Consider the following 8219-nt stretch of genomic DNA (forward strand, 5'->3'; position numbering starts at 1 on the left):
TCCGGTCGGCGAGAAGATTCCCGAGGCGGTCAGCGCCGCGATCATCGCCGCCAATACCGCCGCCCATGACCGGCTGAGCCAGATCACCGTCGCCGACCTGCTGGCCGGGGCCCAGCCGCCCCTGTAGTCGCGGACCGCCGGCCGTGCGCCGCCCTGCCTCCGCCTTCCCTTGAACCAAATCGCGGGCCGTGCTGCTGTCCGGCGACGTTTCGCATTCGCATCGGACATCCCTCAATGGCCCGCCGCCTTGCCCTGGTCACCGGCGCTTCCGCCGGTATCGGAGCCGCCTTCGCCCGCATCCTCGCCAGCCACGGCTATGACGTCGCCCTGACGGCCCGGCGCGCCGACCGGCTGGAAGCCCTCGCCGCCGAGATCCGCCTGCGGTTCGGGGTCGAGGCCTATGCCATTGCCGCCGACCTCGCTGACCCGACCGGCGTGGACACGGTTCTGGCCGGAATCGAGGCCCAGGGCCGTGTCGTGGACGCCCTGGTCAACAACGCCGGCTATGGCCTGCCCGGCACCTATGCCGGCACCACCTGGGCCGAACAGAGTGTGTTCCTGCAGGTCATGCTGACCTCGGTCTGCGCCCTGACCCACAAGGTCCTGCCGGGCATGGTCGAGCGCCGCTTCGGCCGCATCGTCAATGTCGCCTCCCTCGCGGGCCTGGTTCCCGGGGCCGCGGGCCATACGCTGTATGCGGCGACCAAGGGCTTCCTGGTCAAGTTCTCGCAGAGCCTGCACCTGGAAAACCAGTCGACCGGCGTCCACGTCAGCGCCCTGTGCCCGGGCTTTACCTGGTCGGAATTCCATGACGTCAACGGCACCCGCGCCCAGCTCAACCAGTCCATGCCGGACTGGATGTGGCTCGGGGCCGACGAGGTGGCGGCGTCAGGCTATGAGGCCGTCGAGGCCAACCGGCCGGTCTGCGTGCCCGGGGCCCCGAACAAGACCATCGCCGCCCTCGCCAAGATCCTGCCGGACGACTGGGCCCTGGCCCTGATGGCCGCCCAGGGCGGGCGGTTCAGGAAGGTCTAGCGACGTCGCGGTGCCGCCTCAGTAGGCGCAGTCGGTGAACACCCGGCTGACATCGCCCTTCCACTCACCGTGATAGAGCGCCAGCAGGCGGTCGGCCCGGGTCAGGCCGCTGTCGGCGATCTCTTCCAGCTCGCCCATATAGATGGTCTCGTCGAGGAAGCCGCCGTTCATATAGGCGCGGTTCTTGAGGCCCGCCTTGGCGATGGCGACGAAGTCGCGGGCCACGTCCTGGGCTGAACGACCGGCGACCTGGGCTTTCAGGCCCAGCCTCGGCACGTCGCGGCGCAGGCCTGCGCGGTCTTCGCTCGTCCAGGCCTTGCAGAGGTCCCAGGCGGCCGCCAGGGCGGCGTCGTCATAGAACACGCCTGTCCAGAGGGCCGGCAGGGCACACAGGCTGCTCCACGGGCCGGCATCGGCGCCGCGCATCTCCAGATAGGTCTTCAGGCGGACTTCCGGGAACAGGGTCGTGGTGTGGTCGGACCAGTCCTTGATCGAGGCGCGCTCGCCCGGCAGCTCGTCGATCCTGCCGTCGATGAAATCGCGGAAGCTGCGGCCAGCCAGGTCGATATAGCGGTCGCCGCGCTTGGCGAAATACATCGGCACATCGAGGGCATAGCGGGCATAGCGCTCGAAATCGAAGCCGTCCTCGAACACGAAATCCAGCAGGCCGGTGCGGTCGGCGTCGGTGTCGGTCCAGACATTGGCCCGGCTGGACAGGAAGCCGTTGGGCTTGCCTTCCGTGAACGGAGAATTGGCAAACAGGGCCGTGACGATCGGCTGCAGGGCCAGGCTCATGCGGAACTTGGCGACCATGTCGGCTTCGCTGGAGAAGTCGAGATTGGCCTGCACCGTGCAGGTGCGCAGCATCATGTCGAGGCCCAGCCCCCCGACCTTGGGCATGTAGTTGCGCATGATGACGTAGCGCCCCTTGGGCATCACCGGCACCTGTTCGCGGCTCCACAGCGGCGAGAAGCCCAGGCCCATGAAGCCCAGACCCAGTTCGTCGGCGACGGTCTTGACCTCGTCGAGGTGCTGGCCGGTCTCCTGGCAGATGTCGTGCATGGTCAGCAGCGGCGCGCCGCTGAGCTCGAACTGGCCACCGGGCTCAAGGCTGACATTGGCGCCGTTGCGCTCCAGCCCGATCATGACCTCGCCTTCCATCACCGGCGTCCAGCCGAAGCGCTGCAGGCCGGTCAGGAGGGCGTGGATGCCCTTGTCGCCGTAATAGGGCACGGGCTCGTGCGAACCCAGATAGAAGCCGAACTTCTCGTGCTCGGCCCCGACCCGGAACTGGTCCTTCGGCTTGGAGCCCCTGGCGAAATAGGCGGTCAGATCGTCGAGCGTCAGCGGACGCTCTTGCAGGCTAGCGGTGTCGGCCATGAGCCGTCTCTCCCCAGGATCGGATACGCCACGAGTCGGGAGAGGCCCATTTCCCCCAGCCGGCTGCATACTGTCGAGAAGCGCAATTGGGCGTTTTCTTTGAGAACCTCAAGAGGTCTCTTCAGCTTTAGGCCCCGCGCCAGTCGCCGGCCGCCGCCTGCCACAGGGTCATGGCCGCGATCGCGGCCGTGTCAGCGCGCAGAATGCGGGGACCCAGTGACACCGGCGTGACAAAGGCCAGCGACCGCAGCCGCTCGCGTTCCTCGGGCGCAAAGCCGCCTTCGGGCCCGATCAGGATGGCGGCCGGGCCTTCGCTACCGGCCAGGGCCTCGATCGCCGGCAGGGCATCACCGCCCTCGTCGCAGAACACCAGTTTTCGGGCCGGATCCCAGCCGTCGAGGATGGTGGCCAGCTTTTCGGGGTCTTCCACCGACGGCACGTCCAGCCGGCCGGTCTGCTCGGCGGCCTCCATGGCGATGGCATCCAGCCGGCCCAGCTTGACGAAATCGACATTGGTCCTGCGGGTGACGGTCAGCCGCACCCGGCGCGCGCCGAGCTCGGCGGCCTTTTCGACAATGGTCTCGATCCGGCCGCGCTTGACCATGGCCACGACCAGGTCGAGGTCCGGGCCCAGGGTCATCGGCCGGGTCTGCTCGACGACCACCAACAGGCAGCCGCGCTTGGTCACCTCGGCGATCCTGGCCAGCCACTCGCCGTCGCGGCCGTTGAACAGCAGAAGCTCGGCCCCGACCGCCTGGCGCATCACCTGGGTCAGATAGCGGGACTGCTCGACACTGGGCGCGAGTCCGGCTCCGGCGGAAAGGTCATTGGGAACGAAAAGACGGATCATGCCGCTGTTCTAGCGCGTTCCGGAAAAGTGTCAGCGGTTTTGCAGGCCGGTGCCCGCCCATTCGGGGCGCGGGGCCTACCGCAACGTCCCTTTGCCGGGGTAGGCTCCCTCCCATGAGCAAGTCCGAAGACTACGAAACCGAACTGCGCAGCCTGCAGCTGGCCCTGATCGCCCTGCAGCAGAAGGCCATCAAGGACGGCTGGAAGATCCTGACCGTCTTTGAGGGGCGCGATGCGGCCGGCAAGGACGGGGTGATCGCGCGGATCACCGAGCATCTCAACCGCCGCCAGACCATCGTCGCAGCCCTGCCCAAGCCCTCGGATCGCGAGCGCAGCGAGTGGTACTTCCAGCGCTATGTCGAATGGCTGCCGGCCAGCGGCGAGGCGGTGCTGTTCAACCGCTCCTGGTACAATCGCGGCGGCGTCGAGCCGGTGATGGGCTTCTGCACGCCCGAGCAGCACGCCCAGTTCCTCAAGGACGTGCCGGCCTTCGAGACCATGCTGGTCGACAGCGGCGTCCGCTATGTGAAGTTCTGGCTGGATATCGGCCGAGACACCCAGGCCGAACGGCTGAAGGCCCGGGCCGAAGACCCCCTCAAGGCTTTCAAGATCAGCCCGCTGGACGCCGTGGCCCAGGACAAGTGGGACGACTACACCCAGGCCCGCGACGAGATGCTGACCCGCACCCATACCGAGGCCGCCCCGTGGATCTGCGTCCGCGCCGACCACAAGAAGGCCGCGCGCCTGAACGTCATGCGCTGGCTGCTGCATTCGGCGGGTGACAGGAAGCTGGTCGAGGGCGTGGCCAGGCCCGACCCCGAGGTGATCTTCCCGTTCGAGATTGCCGCCCTCAGCGACGGCCGGCTGGCGCGGTAAGAGTTCACCGTTTCACCCCGCCCAAACCCTTGTCATCCCGGAAGCCTCGCAGAGGCTGTCCGGGACCCAGGGGCCACCCGCATTGCCTTGGCCCCTGGGTCCCGGCGCTCCGCTTCGCTGCGGCCGGGATGACAAGATTTTAGGTCTTGGCCCGCTTCCGCATGGCCCGTTCGGCGGCGAGCTCCAGGTTCTGCACCACCCGGTACTGGACGATCTCGCGGACCAGGGCTTCGGGCAGGGGCCTGTCCGGCTGGAAGCGGATCGTGCCCTTGCTGGTGTCGAAATCGGCCAACTGCTCGGCGAAATGGCTGATCACCGACCCCGCATAGAGGGAGCAGTGTTTGGCCGCCGCGCCGAAATGCACCAGATTGCCGTGCAGCCTGAAGGTGGGCAGGCCATAGCTGATGGCCTCCTCCGCCTCCGGCACGACCGCGCGGATCTGGCGGCGCAGGGCCTCGAGCGCGGCGCGCTGGTCGTCCGGCAGGTCGGCCAGATAGGCGTCGGTCGAGACGGCGGCGGGTTTCACGGGCGGATCCTCCCTGCGAGCCCTACTTCACCCCGTACAGCGCCATCACGTCCCTGCGGAACGCCGCCCCGCTGTCGGGGCGGCTGTAGAACATGTGGCCGCCCGGATAGTTGGACAGGGTCACGCGTCCGGCCACCGTGGCCGGCATGGCGTCGACGATCAGGCGCGAGGCGAAGAACGGGCACGACAGGTCGTTATAGCCGTGGACGATCAGCACCTTCAGCTTGGGATCGACCGAGACGATCTTGCGCAGGTCGGTCACCGACTCGGTGTCGGGACCGCGACCGCGATCCCAGTTGCGGTTCACGACGTCCGAGAGGGCGTCATAGCGCACGTCCGGCTTCCAGCCGACGATGCGGGTGGTGAAGTCGACGATGGCGCTGGTGGTCGGGGCGATGATCGAGTCGAGGATCGGGTCCTGGGTCTCCTGCTCGGGCGCGAACGGGAACGGGTCCAGGGCCGTGACATTGCTGTCGTAGCGGCTGCCGAGGCGGCCCTTGTCGCGGAACACCTCGCGCAGGAACGACTGGGTCTCCAGCCGTCCGCCGGCCCGGCGGACATAGTCGGGATCGAGGCCGGTCATGGCCGAGACCCTGGTCGTCAGGCGCTCCAGAGCCGCCGGGTCGGAACCCTTCATCAGGTCGACCATGTATTCGCCGCGCGTATAGTCCTCGACGGCCTTGATGCTCTCGGGGCTCAGCTTGCCGTCACGCTCCAGCTTGGCGGCGGCGATCGAGGGCAGGGTCCACATCGACGGCAGGGGCGAGATCTCCTGGCCCTGGCGACCGGCGCTGGTCAGCAGCGGCGAGACCAGAACCACGCCCTTCACCGCCACGCCCAGATCGGTCTGCAGCGTGTAGGCCAGGCGCGGGCCGCGGAAGCCGCCATAGCTTTCGCCGACGATGTATTTCGGCGAGGCCAGGCGCTCGGTCTTGACCAGATAGTCGAAGACGATGCGCGACAGATAGTCGATGTCCTGTTTCACGCCGTAGAAGCGCTTCCTGGTCTCTTCCTCGGTGGTCAGGCTGCGCGAGAAGCCGGTGCCGACCGGGTCGATGAAGACGATGTCGGTGAAGTCCATCCAGCTGGCGGGGTTGTCTTCCAGCTTGACGGGGGCCGAGGGGCTGTCGCCTTCGGCCCCGAACTGCACGCGCTTGGGACCGAGGGCGAAGTTCAGATAGACGCTGGCCGCGCCGGGGCCGCCGTTGAAGGCGAAGGTGATGGGGCGGTTCGGATCACGCGGGCCGTCCAGGGTGTAGGCGGTGAAGACCACCTCGGCGATCTTCTTGCCCTTCTCGTCGCGCACCGGCATCGCGCCGACCGTGGCCGTATAGGCGATGACCTTGCCGCCGACCGTGGTGGTCTGCTTGACCGACTTGTCGGCCGGGAACGGGGTCAGCTCGCTGGCCGCCGGCTTGTCGGCGGAGGGTTTGGCCTCCTGGGCGAAAACACCGCCGGCGCCGCCGAGCGCGACCGCAAAGGCCAGGCCGGTCAGGGCTGTCTTGAATGAATGACGCATGCGCACCCCCCTCTTGAGGTGGAAATTGCTAGAGCATGATCGCCGGCTTCACAACGTCCGGCAGGCGTGATCCTGTCAGGGGCGAACGAGGATCCCGCATGACCGCCATGGCCGCCCCTTCCGCCCGCACGACGGCGGCTGTCCGCCTGGCCACCGGCCTGGCCCAGGGCCTCTCGCTCTACCTGCTGCAGCACGCACAGGAGGCCAAGGCCTGGCCGGCCACCCAGCCGCTGGTCTTTGCGCCAATGGTGCTGACGGCGGCCTTTGCGCCCTTCGTCCTGCTGGCCGGGGCCGGAGCCCTGCGCCGGGGCCCCTTCATCGTCTGGGGTCTGATCGCCGCCGCCTTCGCGGCCGGCCTCGGGTTCCACGGGGCCTGGAACGGGGTGGACGGCGACCGGATGCCGGACGTGCCGGTCTTCATGGCCATCGCCGGCGGCCTGTTCATCGCCCACCACCTGGTCCAGCCGGCCGCCGTGCACCGCCGGCGGGTCGCGCCCTACGAGGCCTATTTCGATACCACCTGGATGCATGGCGTGCAGATGGCCCTGTCGGCGGCCTTCACCGGGGTGTTCTGGATCCTGCTGTTCCTGGGCTCGGCCCTGTTCGACATGATCGGCATCGACGCCTTCCGCAAGCTGATCGCCGAAGAGGCGTTCTCGATCCCGGCCACCACGGTGATGTTCGCCGCCGCCGTGCAGCTGACCGACGTGCGGCCAAGCCTGGTGCGCGGGGTACGGACCGTGGCCCTGACCCTGCTGGCCTGGCTGCTACCGCTGATGACCCTGATCGCGGCCGGTTTCCTGGCCAGCCTGCCGTTCACGGGGCTTGAGCCCCTGTGGAAGACCAAGGCCGCCACGGCCCTGCTGCTGACCGCCGCCGCCCACCTGATCGTGCTGATCAACGCCGCCTATCAGGACGGTGAGGAGGCTCCGCACCTGATCCTGAAATGGGCCGCGCGGATCGCCGGCCTGCTGCTGATCCCGATCGGCCTGCTGGCCGCCTATGGCCTGTCGTTGCGCATCGGCCAGCACGGCCTGACGCCCGAGCGGGTGTTCGCCGCCGCCTTCGTGCTGATCGCGCTCGGCCATGCCACGGGCTATGCCGTCGCCGCCGTGCGACCGGGGGCCTGGATGAAGGGGCTGGAGCGGAGCAATGTGCTCATGGCCTTCGTCAGCGTGGCCCTGATCCTGGCCCTGTTCACCCCCCTGGCCGACCCGACCCGGCTGTCGGTCAACGATCAGGTGGCGCGGCTGGAGCGGGGGAGGGTGAAGGCCGAGGCCTTTGACTTCCAGTTCCTGCGGTTCGACAGCGGGCCCTATGGCAAGGCGGCGCTGGAGACGCTGAAGGCGAGCAAGGATGCGGCGATCGCCAGCCGGGCACGGGCGGCTTCGGCGCAGACCGACAAGCTCCCGCCCGCGCTGCGGAAGTCAGGCTTCTCCGGCGTGTCGGTCTATCCCGCAGGCGCGAAACTGCCCGACAGCTTCGTCAGCCAGGACTGGGGCCCTGACCCCGGCTCCTTCTGCATCCGGCCGGGTTCGGACTGCTCGGCCGTGATGCTCGACACGGACGGCGACGGCGTCAACGAGGTGCTGCTGGGGGCCGGTAGTTTCGAGGTGTTCAGGCTCGTGAACGGCCTCTGGCGCAAGACGGCGGAGGCCTCCACGGTCTGTAACGAAGTCAATCTCGGCGAGGCGCTGAGGGCGGGCACCGTAAAGATGTCAGAACCGGTGCCGCGGCGCGACATCCTGGTCGGAGGCCGGCGCCTGGTCCTGACGCCCGCCGGACCGGGTTGCGCGCTTTAGGGGTTGGGAACGGTCCTGTCCCGGAGATAGGCGACGCCAGCAACCCATCAAAGCTTGTCATCCCGGCCGGACCCCGGCGAAAGCCGGGGGGAGCGCCGGGACCCAGGGGCAACTGCAATGCGCCGCCCCCTGGGTCCCGGATCGCGCTGCGCGCGTCCGGGATGACAAGGGTTTTGCACTGCTGTTGCCCCTACCCCACCCCCTCGCTCACCGCATTGAGCCGGGCATAGAC

At 68.3% G+C, this 8219-nt stretch carries 7 protein-coding genes and 1 pseudogene; 4 read left to right on the forward strand and 4 right to left on the reverse strand.

All coding sequences use genetic code 11. From position 1 onward, the window contains the following. A pseudogene (locus tag DBR10_RS19725) lies at positions 1–127 on the forward strand (Rrf2 family transcriptional regulator); the annotation flags it as partial. 107 nt (positions 128–234) lie between these two features. Next, positions 235–1035: an SDR family NAD(P)-dependent oxidoreductase gene (locus DBR10_RS05180; protein WP_108503758.1), complete on the forward strand. Its 801-nt coding sequence runs from the start codon at positions 235–237 to the stop codon at positions 1033–1035. An 18-nt stretch (positions 1036–1053) separates the two neighbouring features. Here the strand turns inward: DBR10_RS05180 and DBR10_RS05185 are convergent, their stop codons facing one another. Both DBR10_RS05185 and DBR10_RS05190 read right to left on the reverse strand, forming a co-directional pair. Next, positions 1054–2415, reverse strand: a complete 1362-nt coding sequence (locus tag DBR10_RS05185) for a glutamate--cysteine ligase (RefSeq protein WP_108490138.1) — start codon at positions 2413–2415, stop codon at positions 1054–1056. Positions 2416–2542: 127 nt separating this feature from the next. Further along, complete coding sequence (locus DBR10_RS05190) at positions 2543–3265, reverse strand: 16S rRNA (uracil(1498)-N(3))-methyltransferase (protein ID WP_108503757.1); 723 nt, start codon at positions 3263–3265, stop codon at positions 2543–2545. 113 nt (positions 3266–3378) lie between these two features. On the opposite strand from DBR10_RS05190, the gene ppk2 reads away from it, so the two are divergent. Then, positions 3379–4140 carry a polyphosphate kinase 2 gene (gene ppk2, locus DBR10_RS05195; RefSeq protein WP_108503756.1) on the forward strand — a complete coding sequence of 254 codons (762 nt, stop codon included), beginning with the start codon at positions 3379–3381 and terminating at the stop codon, positions 4138–4140. Between the two features lie 139 nt (positions 4141–4279). Here the strand turns inward: ppk2 and DBR10_RS05200 are convergent, their stop codons facing one another. Further along, positions 4280–4666, reverse strand: a complete 387-nt coding sequence (locus DBR10_RS05200; RefSeq protein WP_108503755.1) for an iron chaperone — start codon at positions 4664–4666, stop codon at positions 4280–4282. A gap of 22 nt (positions 4667–4688) precedes the next feature. Then, positions 4689–6185, reverse strand: coding sequence for a S10 family peptidase (locus tag DBR10_RS05205; RefSeq protein ID WP_108503754.1), 1497 nt, complete (start codon positions 6183–6185; stop codon positions 4689–4691). Positions 6186–6283: 98 nt separating this feature from the next. On the opposite strand from DBR10_RS05205, the gene DBR10_RS05210 reads away from it, so the two are divergent. Beyond that, positions 6284–7987: a DUF4153 domain-containing protein gene (locus DBR10_RS05210; protein ID WP_233243278.1), complete on the forward strand. Its 1704-nt coding sequence runs from the start codon at positions 6284–6286 to the stop codon at positions 7985–7987. The last annotated feature ends 232 nt before the right edge of the window (positions 7988–8219 follow it).

The sequence above is a fragment of the Caulobacter sp. HMWF025 genome (assembly GCF_003060965.1).
Lineage (GTDB): Bacteria > Pseudomonadota > Alphaproteobacteria > Caulobacterales > Caulobacteraceae > Caulobacter.